The organism is Aeromonas sp. QDB23 (genome assembly GCF_027707745.1).
Classification (GTDB): Bacteria; Pseudomonadota; Gammaproteobacteria; order Enterobacterales; family Aeromonadaceae; genus Aeromonas; species Aeromonas allosaccharophila.
Genome location: NZ_JAPCJA010000027.1, coordinates 16,782 through 34,007 on the forward strand (window position 1 = coordinate 16,782; position 17,226 = coordinate 34,007).

Sequence of the window (17,226 nt, forward strand, 5' to 3'; positions counted from 1 at the left end):
TAGGTTCGATTAGCGCAGCGTAATCGGACGTAGGTAACATTCTTACCGTGCCGGGTAACGCCGCAGGACGGTTAACCCAAGCTATTGCGGCGTTTTAAAAACAGCTCCCGGCTCTTTAACTGGCGCTTGCCCAGATAGGGTTGCAGCGCCAGTCGGCTGAAACGTTTGGCCGCCTGCAGCAAGGGAGGGGTATCGAAACGTCCCTCGGCAAAGGCGAGCAGGTGGGCACCGAGAAACAGGGTACGGGGATCCGGCGCCCGCTCGCAAGCGACAAAGCCCAATTCACGCTCGAAGCCATAGAGCAGGGTCGGCTCGATGGGCGACTCATCGTCCGCCGTGTATTCGAAATCCACCGCATAGCCCAGCGCCTGCAGCAGCAGGAACTCGAAGCGACGCAACGGCAGCTCCGGCGTCTCGCCGTCGGCCAGCGCCATGATGGCACGGGCATAGGCGTCGAACACTTCGGGGAACGGGGTGTGGGCTTCCAGCAGGTAGTAGACCAGCTCGTTGAGATAGAGGCCGTAGAAGAGGCGATCGCCGCCGAGACGCAGGGAGTGGTCGGGACATTCGACCTGGGTGAGGTTCTTGAGATCGCCCTTGCCGCGCCAGGCGATGGTGAGCAGGGTAAAGGGTTGCAGCAGCCCCTTGAGGGGGGAGCGTGGCCCGCGAGAACCGCGAGCCACCAGGGTAAAGCGGCCACTATCCTGGGTGAAGACCTCGACCAGCTGGCTGGTCTCCCGATAGGGCCGACTGTGGATGACGAAAGCCGGGCTCAGCAATCAGTCATCACCATACCCGAGACTGCGCAGGGCGCGCTCGTCATCAGCCCAGCCGGATTTGACCTTGACCCACAGCTCGAGGTGCACCTTGTTCTGGAACAGCCGTTCCATGTCGAGGCGCGCTTCGGTGCCGATGGTCTTGATCTTCTCGCCCTTGTTGCCGATGACCATCTTCTTCTGACCATCGCGCTCCACCAGGATCAGGCCGTGGATGTGGTAGAGGCCGTTCTCTTCCACCTTGAAGCGTTCGATCTCCACCGTCACCGAGTAGGGCAGCTCCTCACCGGTGAAGCGCATCAGCTTCTCGCGGATGATCTCGGAGGCCATAAAGCGGGAGGAACGGTCGGTCACGTAATCTTCCGGGAAGAAGAAGTTGTTCTCTGGCAGCAGATCCTTGGCCCACTCGCGGATCTTCTCCACATTGGTGCCCTTCTCGGCACTGATGGGCAGGATATGGGCAAAGTTCATCTGCTGGCCCAGCCACTCGAGGTGTGGCAGCAGATCTTCTTTCTCTTTGACGTTGTCGATCTTGTTGACCGCCAGCACCACAGGGCACTTGAGATGGCGCAGCTTGCCGAGCACCATCTCGTCATCTTTGGTCCAGTGGGTACCATCGACCATGAACACCACCATGGCCACATCACCCAGCGAACTGGTGGCGGCACGGTTCATCAGGCGGTTGATGGCCCGTTTCTCTTCGATGTGCAGACCCGGGGTATCCACATAGATGGTCTGATGGTTCTCCTCGGTGTCGATCCCCAAAATCCGGTGACGGGTAGTCTGGGGCTTCTTCGAGGTGATGCTGACCTTCTGGCCAAGCAGCTTGTTGAGCAGGGTGGACTTGCCCACATTCGGGCGGCCCACGATGGCGACAAAGCCGCAGTAGGTAGTATCTGTCATGACAGTTTTTCCAATGCTTGCTGCGCTGCGGCCTGTTCGGCCTTGCGGCGGCTGGTGCCGACCCCTTTGATCGGACCATCCAGACCTTCCACGTCACACTGGACGGTGAACTCCTGGTTGTGGGCCTCACCCTTGACGTTGGTCACGGTGTAGGTCGGCAGGGATTTGCGGCTTCCCTGCAAAATTTCTTGCAGACGGGTCTTGGGATCTTTCTGCTCGATGCCTGGCTTGATCTCATCCAGGCGGCTGGCGTACCAGCTCAGCAGCAGCGTCCGCACCGTCTCAAGATTGGTATCCAGATAGACGGCACCGATCACCGCCTCGACCGTGTCGGCCAGAATGGATTCGCGGCGAAAACCGCCGCTCTTGAGCTCGCCGGGGCCGAGGATCAGGTGATCCCCAAGGTCAAACTCCCGGCCCAGTTCGGCCAGGGTCTTCTCGCGCACCAGAGTGGCGCGCATCCGGCTGAGATCCCCTTCCGCCGCTTGCGGGAAGCGGTGGAACAGATCATCGGCAATCACCAGACTCAAAATGGAGTCACCCAGAAATTCCAGTCGCTCATTGTGACGGGAACCAGCGCTGCGGTGAGTCAGCGCCCGGGTCAGCAGTTCCTGATCCTGAAAGACATGCCCGAGACGGGACTGCAGTCTGTTCATCTTGATATTCATTTACTTGATTCCGCCAATGCGGTTGAAGCGCACACCTGTCGGTACCCAACTTGGTAGCAGGGAGCCTTCTTCGCGCTCGAATTCAAAACTTATCCAGATAGCGACCGCCTTGCCGACCAGATTCTGCTCGGGCACAAAGCCCCAGAAACGGCTGTCGGTGCTGTTGTCGCGGTTATCGCCCATCACGAAATACTGGCCTTCCGGTACCACCCACTCGTCGGGGTAGGTGCCGGGCTGGCGATAGTAACGGCCAACCATGTCGGGCATCAGCGGATTGCGCAGGGTCTCATGGGAGACATCACCCAACTGCTCGGTATAGCGGTCAAGGGGGATCCCCATCTGGGTAAATTCGCCTCTTTGTTCAAACTTGACGTCGAGCTTCTTGAAGCCCGGGCACGTTTTCCCTTCCTGCTCCTCGCACTTGGGCCGGATCATCAGCTCCTTGTTGCGATAGATAACCCGATCACCCGGCATGCCGACCACCCGCTTGATGTAGTCAACGCGCGGTTCAAGGGGATACTTGAACACCACCACGTCGCCACGCTGGGGCTCGCCGGTCTCGAGAAACTTGGTGTTGGTCACCGGGTCCCGCAGACCGTAGGCAAATTTTTCCACCAGGATGAAGTCGCCCACCAGCAGGGTGGGCATCATGGAACCTGACGGGATCTGGAACGGTTCAAAGATGAACGAACGCAGGATCAGCACAAAGGTGATGACCGGGAAGACCCCGGCGGTCTGTTCAATCCAGACCGGCACGGGAGCAACCTTGGCCAGGGTCTTCTCATCCAGGTGGGCACCGCCATGGGCACGAGCCACGGCAATCTTGGCGGCGCGCTGCTTGGACCAAATCATCTTGTCCAGACACCAGATAATACCGGTGATCGCGCAGACCACCACCAGGATCAGGGAAAACGTGCTTGCCATCTATTATTAGTCCTTTCCGACGTGGAGAATCGCGAGGAAGGCTTCCTGCGGCACGTCTACACGGCCGACAGACTTCATCCGCTTCTTACCTTCTTTCTGCTTGTTCAGCAGCTTTTTCTTCCGGCTCACGTCACCACCGTAGCACTTGGCGGTCACGTCTTTACGCAGCGCCTTGACGGTACTGCGGGCGATGATCTGGTTGCCGATGGAGGCCTGAATAGCGATATCGAACATCTGGCGCGGGATCAGCTCGCGCATCTTCTCTACCACCTGGCGACCGCGATACTGGGCGTTCTCCTTGTGGGTGATGATGGCCAGCGCATCGACGCGCTCACCGTTGATCATGATGTCCAGACGGACCATGTCAGAGGTTTCGAAGCGCTTGAAGCCGTAATCCAGCGAGGCGTAACCGCGACTGGTGGATTTCAGGCGGTCGAAGAAGTCCAGCACCACTTCTGCCATCGGGATTTCATAGGTCAGTGCCACCTGCTTGCCGTGATAGACCATGTTGGTCTGCACGCCACGCTTCTCGATACAGAGGGTGATCACGTTGCCCATGTACTCCTGCGGCAGCAGAATATGGCACTCGGCGATCGGCTCACGCATCTCTTTGATATTGTTGACCGCAGGCATCGCCGCCGGGCTGTCGATGTGGATGGTCTCGCCGTTGTTCAGCTCGATTTCATAGACCACGGTCGGCGCCGTGGTGATCAGATCCAGATCGTATTCCCGCTCCAGACGCTCCTGAATGATCTCCATGTGCAGCATGCCGAGGAAGCCGCAACGGAAGCCGAAGCCCAGCGCAGTGGAGCTCTCCGGTTCGAAGAACAGGGAGGCATCGTTGAGCGACAGCTTGTCGAGGGCGTCACGGAACGACTCGTAGTCATCGCTGGAGATGGGGAACAGACCGGCATAGACCTGCGGCTTCACCTTCTTGAAACCGGCCAGCGCCTTGTCGGCACCGTTCTTGGCCTGAGTCAGGGTATCGCCCACCGGCGCGCCGTGGATGTCCTTGATACCGCAGACAACCCAACCTACCTCGCCGCAACCCAGACCCTGGGTATCCACCTGCTTGGGCGTGAAGATACCGATACGATCGACACCCCATACCTGGCCGGTACTCATCACCTTGATCTTGTCGTTCTTCTTCAGCGAACCGTTCTTGACCCGCACCAGCGAAACGACGCCCAGATAGGAGTCGAACCAGGAGTCGATGATCAACGCCTGCAGCGGGGCATCCGGATCACCTTCCGGTGCCGGGATGCGGGCAACGATCTCTTCCAGCACCAGATCGACACCGAGGCCGGTCTTGGCGGAGCAGCGTACCGCGTCCATCGCATCGATGCCGACGATATCTTCGATCTCCTCGGCAACCCGCTCGGGTTCTGCGGCCGGCAGGTCAATCTTGTTCAGCACCGGCACCACTTCCAGCTCCATTTCCATGGCGGTGTAGCAGTTGGCCAGAGTCTGTGCCTCAACCCCCTGGCCGGCATCCACCACCAGCAGCGCCCCTTCACAGGCCGCCAAAGAGCGGGAGACCTCGTAGGAGAAATCCACATGGCCCGGGGTGTCGATAAAGTTCAGCTGGTAGGTGTTACCGTCTTGTGCCTGGTAGTTCAGGGTCACACTCTGTGCTTTGATGGTAATGCCGCGCTCGCGCTCCAGATCCATGGAGTCAAGCACCTGAGCCTGCATCTCGCGGTCGGACAAGCCACCGCAAGTCTGGATCAGACGGTCCGACAGGGTCGATTTACCGTGGTCGATGTGCGCAATAATCGAAAAGTTACGAATGTGTTTCATCGAGCAAGAGTCACTCAAAATTGGTTAAGGTCAGTTATGGAGGCGCGATTTTACTGGATAACCCGGCTGACGGCCATTCTTTAGTCGCCAGCGCCAGTGAAATAGCGCCTGTTCGGTCAGGGGAGGATGCGGACAGGAACTACCACGCCAAGCATCTGCGGGCCGTAGCGCCCCTGATCCAGGCGGTTGGAAAAGTAACGAACCAGTAAAAAGCCCAGCACGCCCCCCAGCAGACAGCAGAGAATGGTGATCCCCTCTCCGCCCGAGAGCAGCGGCACCAGCCAGAGCTGCCCCAACAGGGCGCCCACCAGCAAGCAGAACAGCGGCAGCACATAGACCAGCGCCGCGCCGCGCAGCAGACTCGCCTGCGGGATGCCGAGCCTCACTTGTTGACCAATCCGCACCTCTGCGGTCAGCCTGACCCGCAAGCGGGGGGCCTTCAGGGGAAATGCCTTGGCCACTGTGCCGGTACCGCAACCGGATTGCTGCTGGCAGCCACTGCAGGCGGAGCGCCGTTCACACTCCACCCAGGCATGGTCACCCTCAATGGCCACCACGGTCGCCAGCTCTTCACTCATCTCGTTCACGGCAACACCTCGTGCTCATGCATTGGCAGGATCTGAACACGACTTGCAGTCTGCGGCAAGCTGGGCACCACTGTCAGCCCAGAACATGGACTCACTGCACGGCCTCGTTGCGGGCCAGCGGCTGGACCGACTCGGCGATGCGCTTGGCGGTTTCGGCAGGCACCTCGCCCACCACAGTGATCTCGACGCCAACCTCGTTGACATAGCTCACCAGCGAGGTCGCGCCCTGGCGGATCAGCTGCTGGCGCACCGCCTGCTTGGGATCCACCCGGGAGACATAGACAGAGAGATCCACCAGCCCGTCGGAGAGCATCATGTAATCCACCGGCATACTGGTGGTCACCAGCTGGTGCCGGTCTTGCGACAGCACCTTGAAGCCATCGGGCAGCCAGGTGATCTGCCAGTTCAGCGCCTGCTGCGGCGCCGGATAGGCATCCTCCAGCGCCAACGCAGGAGGCTGCTTGCTGTTGGCCAGCTTCACCAGCCAGGGGGCCGGTTTGCTCTGCAGATCCAGCTCGACGCCGAGCACCTGCTCCACCAGATTGCCTTCCCGCTCGACCATGTCGATCCGCAGCAGCAGGTGGCTCTGCTCGTCAATCCAGAGCACGAAACCATATTTGTCGGCCTCTTTAGGCACCAGCCTAACCACCTGCGCCACCACACCGGCGACCCGGCTGCGACCGGCCAGCACCGGATCATAGCTCTCCAGCACCTGCGCCAGCGGCATCTTCACCAGGGTCGACCAGATGCCGGGGAAGCGGGCATCCTTCAGGGTGTAGGGATCGTGGCTGTTTTCAAAGAAGGTGTATTCGTTCTGGCGCTGGAGATACTCGATCGCCTTGCCATCGAGGTAACTGAGGTGGGCCACTTCCTTGCCGTTGATCACGGCATGGCTGATCCGGATCGGTTCAAGACGCCCCTGACGGGCCTTGACCATGGACAACTCGAAATTCTGTTGCTGCACGGCACTCTGCATCTGCTGCAACAAGGCCTCGGCCGACTTATCGTCGGCCGAGGCCTTGGCACTGATCAGCAGGAGAGAGGCCAGCAAAATACGGCTGGACTGGCGCACGTTTGTATCCCTGACAATTCGTTATTGTTGGATCTGTCTGTCTTGCAACAGGCGCTGCTGCAACTGGTGGTCACGCAGGAAGGCGTTGATCCGCTCCCGCTGCTCCTGCATCTGCTGTTCGGTCAGCCCTTGCTGACGGGCACGGGCGCCATCCTGTTGCGGATAGTGAACACTCACCGGCGCCGCACTGCCACCGATAGGAATGGTATTGAGCACCGGATTGGCCGGTACGCCATCCTGTCCCTGATACTGCTGCACCCCGAAGATGACGGCAGCAGCAACGGAAGCGGCGATCGCATATTGACCCAGTTGCTGACCGACCCGGCGGAACAACGGAACCACATTGGAATCGCTCTTGACCGGTGCAACGACAGGTTGCAGTACGGGCGGAACCTCAACCGGCTTGGGTGCCAGTATGGTGGGCTCATCCTCCAGCGCAGCCATGATGCTGTCACTGAGATCCAGTTGCAGATTGACCGGCAGGTCACCCCGCATGGCATCGCCGATCAGGTGGTAACGACCCCAGGTATCTTGCAAGTCGGAGTCCATCTCCAGCTCGTTCAGTACCTCTGCGTCAATCAGGTCACCATCCATCAGGGCAGAGATTTGCTCTTTATTTGCCATAAGTTAACCCGTCTTTCCCCAGTTAATTCTCGATCAGAGGTTGCAGCTTTTTATCGATTGCTTCCCTCGCCCGGAAGATACGGGATCTGACCGTACCCACTGGGCAATCCATGATTTCGGCAATCTCTTCGTAGCTCAGCCCTTCCAGTTCGCGAAGGGTGATAGCTGTCCTCAGGTCTTCCGGCAATGCCTCTATGGCTGAAAACACCGTGCGCTTGATCTCGTCGGTCAACGCCAGGTTTTCGGGGGTTGAGACCTCTTGCAAGGCTTCACCACCACCATAAGACTCCGCTTCGTCAGCCTCCACATCACTGCTGGGCGGCCTGCGCCCCTGGGAGGTCAGATAATTCTTCGCCGTGTTCACGGCAATTCGGTACAACCAGGTATAAAAAGCACTTTCGCCACGGAATGTCGGCAATGCACGGTAGGCTTTTATGAAGGCCTCTTGCGCCACATCGGGCACATCACCGGGATTGTTGACATACCTGGCAACCAGGTTGACCACCTTTTGCTGGTATTTTTTTACCAACAGGTTGAAAGCTGCTTTATCGCCGCGCTGGACCCGTTCAACCAGCTGTTCGTCCAGTAGATTCTGGTCGCTCATCAGAGCCGTAAAACCCCCATCAGGTTATCGTTCTTCTTTTCCGGCCCTTCCTAAGCGCACAAGTTCAGACAGGGAGAATCAGAGAAAGTTCGCTTCAATTGAAAAAAATGTGATGCAGGCTGCATCCTCGCCCTCGCTTGGGCTACCATGGTGCCAGTTCTTAATCCAGGCCAATGATACTTATGAAAGCAAGTGTTGAATACCTTTGCGATGTACTGATCATTGGCAGCGGTGCCGCTGGTCTGTCCCTCGCGTTGCGATTGGCAGACCACGCCAAAGTCCTGGTTCTGAGCAAGGGGCCCATCAGTGAAGGGGCCACTTTCTATGCGCAAGGAGGCATCGCTGCCGTTTTCGACGAAACCGACAGCATCGAATCCCACGTGAGCGACACGCTCAACGCGGGCGCCGGGTTGTGTGACCCGGCAGTGGTGGAGTTCACCGCTCGCCACGCCCGCGAATCGATCCAGTGGCTCATTCAGCAAGGGGTCCCCTTCGATCAGGAGGAGAACGCCGACGGTGAATCCCACTATCACCTGACCCGCGAAGGGGGCCACAGCCATCGCCGCATCTTCCACGCGGCCGACGCCACCGGCAAGGCGGTGCAGCTCACCCTGATCGATCAGGTCCGTGCCCACCCCAATATCCAGCTGATGGAGCGCTTCAACGCGGTCGACCTCATCACCACCCGCAAGCTCAACCTGCCAGGCAACAAGGTGTTGGGCGCCTACGTCTGGAACCGCAACGCCGAGCAGGTCGAGGTGATCCGTGCCCGTTTCGTGGCACTGGCCACCGGTGGCGCCTCCAAGGTCTACCAGTACACCTCCAACCCGGATGTGAGCTCTGGCGATGGTATCGCCATGGCATGGCGGGCTGGCTGCCGAGTGGCGAACCTGGAGTTCAACCAGTTCCACCCCACCAGCCTGTTCCACCCGGATGATCCCAACTTCCTGCTGACCGAAGCGCTGCGTGGCGAGGGGGCCTATCTGCGCCGCCCCGACGGCAGCCGCTTTATGCCGGAGTTTGACGAGCGGGCCGAGCTGGCACCGCGCGATATCGTCGCCCGCGCCATCGACCACGAGATGAAGCGGCTCGGGGCGGATTGCATGTATCTGGATATCAGCCACAAACCGGCCGATTTCATCATCAAGCACTTCCCGACCATCTACGAGCGTTGCCTCGCGGTCGGTATCGACATCACCAAAGAGCCGATGCCCATCGTCCCTGCCGCTCACTACACCTGCGGCGGCGTGATGATCGATAACAACGGCCAGACCGATATCCCCGGCCTCTACGCCATCGGCGAAGTGACCTATACCGGTCTGCATGGTGCCAACCGGATGGCCTCCAACTCCCTGCTGGAATGCGTGGTCTATGCCCATCAGGCGGGGGCTGACATTCTGGCCAAGCTGCCGATGAGCGTGGAGCCGCCGCACCTGCCGGTATGGGACGAGAGCAAGGTGGAAGATTCTGACGAACTGGTGGTGATCCAGCACAACTGGCACGAGCTGCGGTTGATGATGTGGGACTATGTGGGAATCGTGCGTACCAACAAACGCCTGGCCCGCGCCAAGCGCCGCATCGACCTGCTCAAGCAGGAGGTGCAGGAGTACTACGCCAACTTCCGCGTCTCCAACAACCTGCTGGAGCTGCGCAACCTGCTGCAGGTGGCCGAGCTTATCGTCAACTGCGCCCTGCAGCGCAAGGAGTCCCGCGGCCTGCACTACAACCTGGATCATCCGGATATGTTGCCGGACTCCAAACCGACCGTGCTGACCCCGGAGCGGGATTAACCCCCTTCCCGCCAAGCATTGCAGCTATCAGTGACCCCGCCCCGGCGGGGTCACTTGTTTTCAACCGCTTTTCAGCAACAAAAAGAGTGTAGCCAGCCACATGGCAGCGGCTTATCACGATAAATCAGCGCATGGTCATCACGGGAAGCAGGCGTCAGCGCCGGGACGGCAGAAAGTGGATGGCTCGCGCCAGCAGGCGGTAATGTTCAGGGGGAAGGGCATCGGAGAAGAGCCACAGTTGCCGTGGCGACACTGATTCACTCTCTTGCGGCTCGGGGCAAAGCGCCAGCCTGAGCACGCCGGGCAGAATACGGCTTTTCTTGCCGAGCTGATAGCGGCGACCTTGCCACTGCAGCCACTGGCCATCCCAGATAAGCTCGAACGGGGGCTCGGCGAGGGAGCGCCAGCTCAGCCAGAGCGCCGCCAACCAGACGGGTAGCAACAGCGCCCACTGCCAACCGGCAATCAGGCCCGCCACCGGCCAGAGCAGCAACAGAAAGAGGGCCACCAGCAAACATTGCTGATGGCGGGAGGGGTGAACCGTCATGATCACCCGCTCCACGGTATTACTCCTGGCGGTCGTGGCGCGCCTGATTGCGCTCCAGGATCATCGGGATCATGGCGGCAAATGCGGGATCGGCAGGGACACCATGACCCATGCACCATTTGAACAGATCCGGATCGTCGCTCGCCAGCAGGCGGATAAAGGTCTGCTGATCGGCGTCACTCAGGGAGTCGAACTCGTGTTCGAAAAAGGGCATAAAGATCACATCCAGCTCGAGCATGCCGCGACGGCAGGCCCACTTCAGGCGGGATTTTTCAACTGGGCTCAACATGGCACTCTCCTTACAAAGACCGGGGGATGGTACCAGCTGGATTTTCCGGCTGACAAACATTAGTTACGTCTTTACCATGCAGCTCACATACTTTCTCTCTGGAATACCATCGTGAGCCTGCAACCACCTGTTTTTCCTGCCGAGCCGACCCGCTTCCCCCTGACCAAGCTGGCCATCACCCGTATCAGCGGCCAGGATCGCGTCAAATATCTGCAAGGTCAGGTCACCTGTGATGTCAACGCCCTGCAACCGGGGCAACAGACCCCGGGTGGCCACTGTGATCCCAAGGGCAAGCTGTGGAGCAATTTCCGCCTGCTCTGCCTCGAGGACAGCCTGCTGCTGCTGACCAGCCCGTCGGTGCTGGAGCGCCAGCTGCCGGAGCTGAAGAAATTTGCCGTCTTCTCCAAGGTCGAGATCGCCGCCGATGAACGCCACGCCACCGGAATTGCCGGTACGGGCAGCGATGCGTGGATCGCCGCGCAGTTTGGCCTTGAGCAGAGCGGCCTTATCGACGGCGGCATGGCGGTGAAAATCGAACAGGATCGCTGGCTGCTGGTGAGCAACCAACAAGCCGATTCCCTGCCACAGGGTGACGAGTCACTCTGGTGGGGGCTCGAGATCAAGGCGGGTCTGCCGCACATGGAAGCAGTGCATCAGGGGGAGTTCATCCCGCAGATGCTTAACCTGCAGGCGCTGGATGGCATCTGCTTCAACAAGGGTTGCTACATGGGGCAGGAGACGGTGGCCCGCGCCAAGTATCGCGGCGCCAACAATCGCGCCCTGTTCTTGCTGGCGGGCACCACCGGCGAGCCGGTCGCCAGCGGCGATACCCTTGAGCTGAAATTGGGTGACAACTGGCGCCGCAGCGGCATGGTGCTCAACGCCTGGCAACAGGCTGGGCAGGTGTGGCTCACCGCCGTGCTGCCGAAAGATACCGAGGCTGACGCCCAATTCCGCCTCAAGCAGGACGAAGGCTCCCGCCTCACCCTGCAACCCCTGCCTTATGCCTTGACCGAGTAAGGTCGGCTAGCGAGGCACACGCGCCAGCAGTGCCTCCTTCAGCCAGCGCCCCGCCTGCCCCAGCGGGCGGGCGCGATGCCACTGCAGCTCCAGCGCCAGCGCGTGGCTGGCGATAAAGTCCGGCTCCAGAACCACCACTTCGCACCGCTTCAGCGGCTGATGCAGCAGAAATGCCGGAATGGCGGACCAGCCGAGGCCCCGCTTGACCAGCTCCAGCACCCCGAGATCCCCCTCGACCCACCACACCTGAGCCGAGATGCGAAAACGCTGACGCTCGCTCCCTTCCCGTCGGCCGGTCACCATCAGCTGGCGTGCCCCCTGCAGGTCGACCTCCCGCAGCGGCTGCTTGCGGGCCAGCGGATGATCCGGTGATACCACCAGCGGCATGGTCACCTCCCCCAGCGAACGGGCGACGATCTCCCGCTGGGGGTGCACCTTCTGGTAGCTGATACCGAGCTGGGCCCGGCCGGTCACCAGCATCTCGGTCACATCCTCCATCAACGGGAAGAGCAGCTCCAGCTCTACGCTCGGGTAGCGGGTGGCAAACTCCTCCAGCAGGGTGCCAAGCCAGGGAAGGTGGGAGTCATCATCGATGGCCAGGGTGAGGCGCGTCTCCACACCTGCCGCCAGCTCTCCGGCAATGGATTGCAACCGTTCACTCTGCGCCAGCAGGATCCCCGCCTCCTGCACCATGCGAGCGCCCGCCTCCGTCAGCTGCGGATAGCGGCCGCTGCGGTCAAACAGGGTGAGCGCCAAGTCGATCTCCAGATTGGCGATGGCGCTGCTCACCACCGACTGCGCCTTGCCCAGTTTGCGGGCGGCGGCGGAAAAAGAGCCGGTTTCGGCAGAGGCCAGCAAGATCCTCAGTTGTTCCAGTGATGGCATCATCCTATGGCCCTCCGGCAAGTCGTCTAATCCATCTATTTTAGCGATGGATACCAACATGAATCTATCGCGAAAGTTCTATAGATTAACCTGCAATTCGTGAATGAACCTGATTGAGAGAGTGACTTATGCGTACCCGTAACGATCGACTGCGCCATGCTATCGGCTTTGAATTGATCGGCCTGTTCATCGCCGCCCCACTGGCCAGCTGGGCGACCGGCATTCATCTCAGCCACATGGGACCGCTGGCGATCTTTTTCTCGCTCCTTGCCACGGTCTGGAACTACATCTACAACGTCGGCGTCGACAAGCTGCTGCTGAAGTTGCAGGGCCATACCCACAAGAGCATGTGGCAACGGGTGATCCATGCGATTGGTTTCGAGGGGGGGTTATTGCTGGCCGCCATGCCAATCATGTCTTTGTGGCTTGGCATTACACTGCTGGAGGCTTTCTTCCTGGATCTCGGCTTTGCGATCTTCTATCTGATTTATGCCTTCGTCTACAACCTGAGCTACGACAAGATCTTCCCCATTCCCCGCGAAGTGCCGCACGGCATGCCGCAAGGTGCCCGCTAAGGCGCGAATCGGGTGGGCCGGAACCGGAAAGTGAAAGCCAACAAGGGCAGGCAACAGAAGAAACGACACGGCCCCATCATGGCAGACATGATGGGGCCGAGAGAGGGATTAGCGGGGGCAGGCCGGCTGATTCAGAAGTAAGGATTCAGACCTGCCCGTCACTCATGCCTGGGCCTTGAACTCTTCGCCGCTCTCGTCGGCAACGGCAGCCTCTTCAGGCTGCGCCTGGGCGGCCTGCAGCGCTTCCAGTTCGCTCTGATAATCGCTCAGGATCTGCTGGGCAACCGCCATATCGCCCTTGTGTTTACGCTCGAACAGATGGTGCTGCACCACGCCGTTGAGATACTCCACCGTGATAGGCTGCTCCAAGGTGGCCATCAGCTCCTCTTTCTCCAGCTCGGCATTGATTTCATCGGCGGTCGTGCGCAGCAGCCCGGCCAATTGAACCAACATGCGGCGCTCACCTTCGCGCAGCAGGCTCAACATGCGGTTTCTCTGCTGCTCATTCTGTTGGGTCATACATTTCCTTACGTCAATTGGGAACAAGCCCGCTCATTCTGCCCTGTCCCCATGACAGCGTCTATCTCATGCCCCCCACTAATTTTTGGCGCTGGCTCACAAATGGCTACAGATGCTATTTGAAGCGGCTCTGGGGTATAGTAGCCGCTGATTTTCGGGCGCTTTTTCACCTTCATCCGCAAGACAGGGATGACACGGCAAGGGCGCCTCCCGGTTTACCCCAACGAGGTGAAGATCCGCTTTATGACCGACGCCATTGTGGTGCTCTGCACCTGCCCAGATCAAACCAGTGCCGACCTTCTCTGCGAACAGCTGCTGAACCAGCGGTTGGCCGCCTGCATCAATCAGCTGCCGGGCGTCACCTCCGTCTATCGCTGGCAAGGCAAGGTGGAGCGCGCCACCGAAATTCAGCTCATCATCAAATCCCGCCAGTCGCGCTTTACCGAGCTGCAGGCATGCATTCAAGCCCATCACCCCTATGAGGTGCCCGAGCTGCTGGCCCTGCCGGTGAGTGCCGGACTGCCCGCCTATCTCGACTGGCTGAATGGGGAGACCGCATGACATTCGCCCGCTTGCTCTCTCCCCTGTTGCTGCTCTGTGCCCTGCTGATGACAGCGGCAGGCAGCCCCTCGGCCTACGCCAGCGGCGCCGACCTGCTCAGCTCGCTGGGCATTGAGGCCAATGCCAAACCCAAATTTTTGCAGGTCGATGAGGCCTTTCAGATCGAGAGCGAACAGCGCGGGGATCAGCTGCTGCTGACCCTCCACATCGCCGACGATTACTATCTCTATCGCCACAGCCTGCGCTTCAAGGGGAACAACCTCACCTTCAGCGAGCCGACCCTGCCGGAAGGCACCGAGCACGAGGATGACTTCTTCGGCAAGACCCGGGTCTACTACCAGCAGGTAAGCATCGCGGTACCGCTAAAAGAAGTGGGCGACGGCGCCACCCTGCGGGTGCGCTATCAGGGCTGCACCGACGGCCTCTGCTACCCGCCGACCGACAAGCTGATCGATGTGACCCCGCTGGTCACGGCAACCACAGCCTCCACTACCGAAACGGCACAAAGCGTCGCACCTGTGAGTCAGCAGGATCAGCTGGCGGCAGCCCTTGGCCATCAGGGGTTCTGGCTCAGCATCGTCGCCTTCTTCGCGCTGGGGCTGGGGCTCGCATTTACCCCCTGCGTCTTCCCCATGTACCCGATCCTGACCGGCATCATCGCCGGCGCCGGTCATCACCTCTCCACCGGCCGCGCCTTTCTGCTCTCCCTGGTCTATGTGCAGGGGATGGCGGTCACCTACACCTTGCTGGGGTTGGTAGTGGCCTCGGCGGGCTTGAAATTCCAGGCGGCGCTACAACACCCCTATGTGCTGATCGGCCTATCGGTGATGTTCGTGCTGCTGGCCCTCTCCATGTTCGGGCTCTACACCCTGCAACTGCCGAGCAGTTTGCAAACCCGCCTCTCCGGTCTATCCAACCGCCAGCAGGGCGGCTCGGTAGCAGGGGTCGCCATCATGGGGATGATCTCCGGGCTGGTCTGCTCCCCCTGCACCACGGCGCCGCTCTCGGGGGCGCTGATCTACGTGGCCCAGAGCGGCGATCTCTGGCTCGGCGGCGCGGCGCTCTATGCGCTGTCGCTCGGCATGGGGCTGCCGCTGCTGCTGCTCGGCACCTCGGGGGGCAAGCTGCTGCCCAAGGCAGGCGCCTGGATGGACGTGATCAAGCAGTTGTTTGGCTTTGCCCTGCTGGCGGTGCCCATCCTGCTGCTGTCACGGCTCTGGAGCGATCAGATTGCTACTCTCGCCTGGCTCGGCTGGGGGCTGCTGCTGTGCGGCTACCTCTATCACCACAACCAGCACCAGCCCCACTCGGTAGCCAAAAGTGTGCGCGGTTTCGTGCTGTTGCTGGCGATGATCAGTGCCGTGGTGGTGGGCAAGGATCTGCTGCAACCGGCCGCCCCTGCTGCCGTCACGGCGGATGCCAGTCAAACGGCGCCGCAGTTTGTCCGCATCAAGACCCTGGATGATCTCAAGGTGCAGCTGGCCGCCGCCCGCGGCAAGCCGGTGCTGCTCGACCTCTACGCCGACTGGTGCGTCGCCTGCAAGGAGTTCGAACACAAGACCTTCAGCGACCCCGCGGTGCGGGAGCGCTTCAGCCAGATGGTGCTACTGCAGGCAGATGTCACCGCCAATGACGATGCCGATATCGAACTGCTCAACAGCCTCAACGTGCTGGGGTTACCGACCCTCATCTTCTTCGACCGCGAGGGCAAGGAGCTGACAGGCCAGCGGGTCACCGGTTTTATGGGGCCGACCGAGTTTCTAGGCAAGCTTGATCAGCTACGCTGACCAGTGGCGCCCTTGTCAGCAGACAGGGGCCACCTTATGCGTTACGTGCTGATTTTTCTGGCAATCCCTTGTATATGACCGGCAGCATGGCAAAATTTGCCCTTCGATTGTCTCGCCCGTCCGGAGTTTTGATGAAAAAGTGGTTCATCCCCCTGCTAGCCCTCTGGCTTTATGGCTGCAGTGCAGGGCCCGGTGAAGAGGATATCCGGAGCCAAGTTACCGCCAGGTTGCTGGCCGAGACAGATGCCAACCTGTTCGAAATCAGCGACTTCACCATCCTCGGCAAGGAGGAGCGGATGGAGGGGGTCTATCTGGTCAAGGTGAGTTACCAGCTTCACTTCAAGCAGGGGCTCGATCAGTTGCAGGTGTTGCACGACGAGGATCTGGTATACGACCGGGTTGGCCCCTTCCAGCAGGAGATGGGACTGATGGAGCTCGAGCGCAAATATGGCGAGTTCGAGGCAGGTCAGGTGCTGCCGCAAGAGGCAGAGGTGTGGATGATGAAGGACGAACAGGGCTGGCGGCTGGCGGAACCGGCCCAATAAAGCGCTTCCCGCCCCTTATGCTCTGCAACGACTCTCCTGCCGTTGCCAACCAGCTCAGACCTGGGTATCGACCCGATACCCTTTTCGCTCGGCGGGTTCACTCGGCAGCTTGCTGGCCAACCCCGACAGCACCTCCTTGAGGGTGACCCCGCGCTCTGCCGCACCGCTGCTCTCCAGCAGCTTGGTCAGCTGGCTCTGCAAGGGGTTCACCGCTTCGATCTCGGCTCCTTGCTCGCTCTCTTTTCCCTGTCCGCCCTGTTGATCCAGCGTCTCCAGCAGGCGATCCAGATCCCGCTTGAGCGGGTTCTCGCTACTGTCATCGATGGCGAGTTTGCGCTGTTCCTGCTCTTGCCGCTGTTGTTGCTGCAATGCCAGCTGTTGCTCTTGCTGCTGTTGCAAGGAGCCCATCATGGTGTTGATGAACGCTTCCAGCGAATCCCTGATTGAAGCACTGCTCCCGCCGCCATCCGCCCCTTTCGGCGACAGCCCCAGCTCGTCCAGCACAGCACCAAGGTCGCGCACCATCCGGCTGTCGCTGCCTGTCGATGACGACGGCGTGGCCCTCTCCGGTGCCTGCGCAGCGAGAGATCCCTGCCGTTGCGCCAGCGGGCTGAGCCCGCCTGACGCGACCACATTCATCTCCATCTCGGCCCTCCTATCTCTCCGTCCTCGGCCCTTTTTCGGCAAGTATTCCGACAAGCAGACACACCCTCGTCCCCTTGGCAGATAACCGCTCTCACACCTAAAAGA

General features: G+C 60.3%; 20 protein-coding genes. 6 read left to right on the forward strand and 14 right to left on the reverse strand.

Going from position 1 to position 17,226, the window contains the following annotated elements:
- Positions 1 to 71: 71 nt before the first annotated feature.
- From recO to rpoE, 9 genes are all read right to left on the reverse strand, one after another.
- Positions 72 to 779 carry a DNA repair protein RecO gene (gene recO, locus PG888_RS12790; RefSeq protein ID WP_033136291.1) on the reverse strand — a complete coding sequence of 236 codons (708 nt, stop codon included), beginning with the start codon at positions 777 to 779 and terminating at the stop codon, positions 72 to 74.
- Complete coding sequence (era, locus tag PG888_RS12795; protein ID WP_075113165.1) at positions 780 to 1,679, reverse strand: GTPase Era; 900 nt, start codon at positions 1,677 to 1,679, stop codon at positions 780 to 782.
- A complete protein-coding gene (gene rnc, locus PG888_RS12800) occupies positions 1,676 to 2,347 on the reverse strand; it encodes a ribonuclease III (protein WP_042062103.1) in 672 nt (223 codons plus the stop codon). The genes era and rnc overlap by 4 nt, the downstream gene beginning before the upstream one ends.
- The gene (lepB, locus tag PG888_RS12805; protein ID WP_042062102.1) at positions 2,348 to 3,271 is read right to left on the reverse strand and encodes a signal peptidase I; all 924 of its coding nucleotides are present in this window, start codon (positions 3,269 to 3,271) and stop codon (positions 2,348 to 2,350) included.
- A gap of 6 nt (positions 3,272 to 3,277) precedes the next feature.
- On the reverse strand, positions 3,278 to 5,071 hold the full coding sequence (gene lepA / locus PG888_RS12810; RefSeq protein WP_042062101.1) for a translation elongation factor 4: 1,794 nt from the start codon (positions 5,069 to 5,071) through the stop codon (positions 3,278 to 3,280).
- A 116-nt stretch (positions 5,072 to 5,187) separates the two neighbouring features.
- On the reverse strand, positions 5,188 to 5,649 hold the full coding sequence (locus PG888_RS12815; RefSeq protein ID WP_270693509.1) for a SoxR reducing system RseC family protein: 462 nt from the start codon (positions 5,647 to 5,649) through the stop codon (positions 5,188 to 5,190).
- A 100-nt stretch (positions 5,650 to 5,749) separates the two neighbouring features.
- The gene (locus tag PG888_RS12820; protein WP_042657248.1) at positions 5,750 to 6,730 is read right to left on the reverse strand and encodes a MucB/RseB C-terminal domain-containing protein; all 981 of its coding nucleotides are present in this window, start codon (positions 6,728 to 6,730) and stop codon (positions 5,750 to 5,752) included.
- A 21-nt stretch (positions 6,731 to 6,751) separates the two neighbouring features.
- Entirely contained in the window at positions 6,752 to 7,354 is a 603-nt protein-coding gene (locus PG888_RS12825; protein ID WP_270693494.1) for an RseA family anti-sigma factor, read from the reverse strand.
- Positions 7,355 to 7,376: 22 nt separating this feature from the next.
- Positions 7,377 to 7,958 (reverse strand): RNA polymerase sigma factor RpoE, encoded by a 582-nt coding sequence (gene rpoE, locus PG888_RS12830; RefSeq protein WP_042062096.1) that lies wholly within the window; start codon positions 7,956 to 7,958, stop codon positions 7,377 to 7,379.
- Positions 7,959 to 8,140: 182 nt separating this feature from the next.
- Between rpoE and nadB the strand changes: the two genes are divergently transcribed.
- A complete protein-coding gene (gene nadB / locus PG888_RS12835) occupies positions 8,141 to 9,748 on the forward strand; it encodes an L-aspartate oxidase (RefSeq protein ID WP_042062095.1) in 1,608 nt (535 codons plus the stop codon).
- A 154-nt stretch (positions 9,749 to 9,902) separates the two neighbouring features.
- Here the strand turns inward: nadB and PG888_RS12840 are convergent, their stop codons facing one another.
- Positions 9,903 to 10,295, reverse strand: a complete 393-nt coding sequence (locus PG888_RS12840) for a protein YgfX (RefSeq protein ID WP_075113174.1) — start codon at positions 10,293 to 10,295, stop codon at positions 9,903 to 9,905.
- Positions 10,296 to 10,314: 19 nt separating this feature from the next.
- Positions 10,315 to 10,584 (reverse strand): FAD assembly factor SdhE, encoded by a 270-nt coding sequence (locus tag PG888_RS12845; protein WP_270693495.1) that lies wholly within the window; start codon positions 10,582 to 10,584, stop codon positions 10,315 to 10,317.
- 111 nt (positions 10,585 to 10,695) lie between these two features.
- Here PG888_RS12845 and ygfZ point away from each other — a divergent pair, with 111 nt between their 5' ends.
- Positions 10,696 to 11,604, forward strand: a complete 909-nt coding sequence (gene ygfZ / locus PG888_RS12850) for a tRNA-modifying protein YgfZ (protein ID WP_075113163.1) — start codon at positions 10,696 to 10,698, stop codon at positions 11,602 to 11,604.
- Between the two features lie 6 nt (positions 11,605 to 11,610).
- Here ygfZ and PG888_RS12855 read toward each other — a convergent pair whose 3' ends face one another.
- The gene (locus tag PG888_RS12855; RefSeq protein ID WP_270693496.1) at positions 11,611 to 12,492 is read right to left on the reverse strand and encodes a LysR family transcriptional regulator; all 882 of its coding nucleotides are present in this window, start codon (positions 12,490 to 12,492) and stop codon (positions 11,611 to 11,613) included.
- Positions 12,493 to 12,617: 125 nt separating this feature from the next.
- Between PG888_RS12855 and PG888_RS12860 the strand changes: the two genes are divergently transcribed.
- Positions 12,618 to 13,064 carry a PACE efflux transporter gene (locus PG888_RS12860; protein ID WP_075113161.1) on the forward strand — a complete coding sequence of 149 codons (447 nt, stop codon included), beginning with the start codon at positions 12,618 to 12,620 and terminating at the stop codon, positions 13,062 to 13,064.
- 162 nt (positions 13,065 to 13,226) lie between these two features.
- Here PG888_RS12860 and PG888_RS12865 read toward each other — a convergent pair whose 3' ends face one another.
- Entirely contained in the window at positions 13,227 to 13,583 is a 357-nt protein-coding gene (locus PG888_RS12865; RefSeq protein WP_075113160.1) for a hypothetical protein, read from the reverse strand.
- Between the two features lie 243 nt (positions 13,584 to 13,826).
- Between PG888_RS12865 and cutA the strand changes: the two genes are divergently transcribed.
- The 3 genes from cutA to PG888_RS12880 all read left to right on the forward strand — a co-directional run bounded on the left by cutA (position 13,827) and on the right by PG888_RS12880 (position 16,476).
- Entirely contained in the window at positions 13,827 to 14,144 is a 318-nt protein-coding gene (gene cutA, locus PG888_RS12870; RefSeq protein ID WP_075113159.1) for a divalent-cation tolerance protein CutA, read from the forward strand.
- Positions 14,141 to 15,931, forward strand: coding sequence for a protein-disulfide reductase DsbD (locus PG888_RS12875; RefSeq protein ID WP_075113158.1), 1,791 nt, complete (start codon positions 14,141 to 14,143; stop codon positions 15,929 to 15,931). The genes cutA and PG888_RS12875 overlap by 4 nt, the downstream gene beginning before the upstream one ends.
- Before the next feature lie 131 nt (positions 15,932 to 16,062).
- Positions 16,063 to 16,476 (forward strand): hypothetical protein, encoded by a 414-nt coding sequence (locus PG888_RS12880; protein WP_040068021.1) that lies wholly within the window; start codon positions 16,063 to 16,065, stop codon positions 16,474 to 16,476.
- Positions 16,477 to 16,530: 54 nt separating this feature from the next.
- Here PG888_RS12880 and PG888_RS12885 read toward each other — a convergent pair whose 3' ends face one another.
- A complete protein-coding gene (locus PG888_RS12885; RefSeq protein WP_075113157.1) occupies positions 16,531 to 17,121 on the reverse strand; it encodes a hypothetical protein in 591 nt (196 codons plus the stop codon).
- Between the last annotated feature and the right edge of the window lie 105 nt (positions 17,122 to 17,226).